The sequence below is a fragment of the Pseudovibrio sp. Ad26 genome (assembly GCF_001623285.1).
Lineage (GTDB): Bacteria > Pseudomonadota > Alphaproteobacteria > Rhizobiales > Stappiaceae > Pseudovibrio > Pseudovibrio ascidiaceicola.
In genome coordinates this window covers 1-2,154 of record NZ_LMCE01000076.1, presented here as the reverse complement: position 1 = coordinate 2,154, position 2,154 = coordinate 1, and the positions used below count along the sequence as shown (strand labels likewise).

General features: G+C 54.9%; 3 protein-coding genes and 1 pseudogene. All 4 read right to left on the bottom strand.

Annotated elements, in window-relative coordinates; genetic code table 11:
• Positions 1-461, bottom strand: a pseudogene (locus PsAD26_RS16920) (hypothetical protein); the annotation flags it as partial.
• Positions 454-645 carry a hypothetical protein gene (locus PsAD26_RS16915; protein WP_063311406.1) on the bottom strand — a complete coding sequence of 64 codons (192 nt, stop codon included), beginning with the start codon at positions 643-645 and terminating at the stop codon, positions 454-456. The gene PsAD26_RS16915 and the pseudogene PsAD26_RS16920, both read right to left, overlap by 8 nt.
• Positions 642-1,169 (bottom strand): hypothetical protein, encoded by a 528-nt coding sequence (locus tag PsAD26_RS16910; protein ID WP_063311405.1) that lies wholly within the window; start codon positions 1,167-1,169, stop codon positions 642-644. The genes PsAD26_RS16915 and PsAD26_RS16910 overlap by 4 nt, the downstream gene beginning before the upstream one ends.
• A gap of 10 nt (positions 1,170-1,179) precedes the next feature.
• On the bottom strand, positions 1,180-2,139 hold the full coding sequence (locus PsAD26_RS16905) for a phage tail tube protein (protein WP_063311404.1): 960 nt from the start codon (positions 2,137-2,139) through the stop codon (positions 1,180-1,182).
• Between the last annotated feature and the right edge of the window lie 15 nt (positions 2,140-2,154).

The following is a 2,154-nucleotide window of genomic DNA, read 5'->3' as shown; positions in this document are numbered from 1 at the left end:
GCAGCTGTCATCTCATTTGCAGAAAGCGCGCCTTCCAGATGGGCGGCTTTAATCTCTGAGATGGCTTGCCGGTATCTGCGGATCACACCAAAGACAGGATTATACCGGGCCCGCAGATCATCCAAGGCCTGACCTTGAACCAGAAACTCTGCTGTGGTTTTGCCAATCGCGGGTGTCACACCGCTCATACGGTTGATCTGATCAATCAGTGGTGTGGTGGCTGTTGCCGTTGCTCTAAGGGCATTGGCTGATCTTGCAGCTTTGGCGGCAAGCTGTTCCAACTGTTCTCGGCCTCTGGCAACAGCTAAAGAGACCTCATCAAGTCCCGCATTAGCAGCCTCGCTGGCAGAACCAATCTGAGTGAGCGCTGCACTGCCGGTCTTGCCAATGGCAACAAGATCATCTTTGAGGGCTTTGCCGCCAATGGCTGCCAGTCTCACAGAGACCTTGCGCTCAACCATGAGATTGCAGTCTCTCGTTGATCTTGGCGCAGGCAATCTGCTCGATCTCAGGCAGGATCAAGGCGGCCAGATAGGGATTAGCGCCAAGATTATCTGCAAGCTTTAAGGCAGCTCCCATTTCCCAGCCGACCACCACATAGCTGTTCATGGTGGAGACAGTGCGCACCTGACCGCCCAGTCTCATGACGACCTGCCAGAGCCGTCTGCCGTCTTGGGTTTGCGGCTGGTTTTGTTTTTGCGGGCAGTCTTTGCATGTACTGGGGCACGCGCTGCAATAGTCTGCGCCGCCGCTGAAGTGCCACTCAGCAAGGGCGCAGAGACGTTTTTTTCTTCAAGTATATCTTTGTCCACCTGAAGCCAATATTGCATGTAGTAAAGCAACCAAGCATCGGCAATTTGAGGGTTCTGCAGAAATGCTTCGATGTGGTCAGGTGTCAACTTTGCCTTGGTGCCTGCTTCATCTTCCACACCTTCCCAGTCGCGGATGACTTGCTGTGCAACGACTAGAGACAGAACACGGGCAAGCTTGGTGGCTTTGCCGGGCTCGATCACCTCAGATAGAGGTTCGTCACCGGCAAGAGCGATCAATCGCTCATCTTCACGGGCGGCATCCATGATGTCGGTAATGGCAGGATCGGCTAGCACCCTTATGCCAACTTCGGGGATGAGGTCATACCATTTGGGCTCTAAGCTAAGATCAAGGCGCATGGCAGTCTCCTTAAGCTGAGGGGTTGTCGTAGGAAGCAACGTCGTTTTTGAGTGTGGCGGTTGCCATTCGGTCCAACGCTTCATCACGGGCCGCTTGCCAGGCAAAGCTCACCTGAACACCGCCAGGACCTTCAATGGTAAGCTTAGGCTTGGGCAAGTACACTGCATGGGCAACAAGCTCGAAACTAGTGTCATTGCCCAGCGCATAGCGGAAACTCAGTTTGCAGGGTTCTCCAGCAAGTGCTTGAGACAAAAGCGTCTGGTCAGCAAAGCGCACATCGATAGTGCCAGACAGCATGGCCATGGCGGGATCGGCCCCATCAATCATGCCATCCCCGCGGATAGTCTCGATGGGCTCCAGATTGTTGGTGTAGGTGATCTGGCCAGAAGTGATGTTGCCAAGCTGCACATCATTGCGCAGGATGGAGCCGCTAAACGAGCCAAACCGTTTGAGGGGCAGCTGTTCCAGATCTCCTGTACTCGAAGTTGTGCCAGTAATCTCGCCTTGAGCAATCAGGTTGATGGTGGCCGTCACCAGCCCTGAACGCTGCATGGTCCAGTTGATGGTATTGGCCCTGCATCCGGTGTTCATGGCAAAATAGGGCACATCCGGCATCCCCACCTCAATGGCAAGGCTAGGCAGATCCCACTTGCCACTTTGAAACTCATGCGAGTAGGGCGCTGTGGAACCTGTTGTCTCTGGTGCGCCGAACAGCGCCTTTAGCCAGATACCAAGATAGCGGGTATCAATGGGCACGCTGATATCGCCTTCCGTGGTGATGGCATCCTTGACTGGCGGATAGGGATCACGGCCCTGACCCAAAAGCTCGCTTTCCAGCAAGGGCTGCTCGCTGCCAAGATTGGAACTGGCAAAGGGCATCTTCCAATAAGATCCAGCAGCTGGAGCGGTGCCATAGGTTGTTTCAAAGGCAGCTGCCAGTACAGAGCGGGCACCTCGGGCACGGGCCATGGGTCGTCCTTTCTA

Coding starts and splice junctions, on each gene's coding strand:
- PsAD26_RS16905 (WP_063311404.1), bottom strand. CDS start 2,139: ATGGCCCGTGCCCGAGGTGCCCGCTCTGTACTGGCAGCTGCCTTTGAA.
- PsAD26_RS16915 (WP_063311406.1), bottom strand. CDS start 645: ATGAGACTGGGCGGTCAGGTGCGCACTGTCTCCACCATGAACAGCTAT.
- PsAD26_RS16910 (WP_063311405.1), bottom strand. CDS start 1,169: ATGCGCCTTGATCTTAGCTTAGAGCCCAAATGGTATGACCTCATCCCC.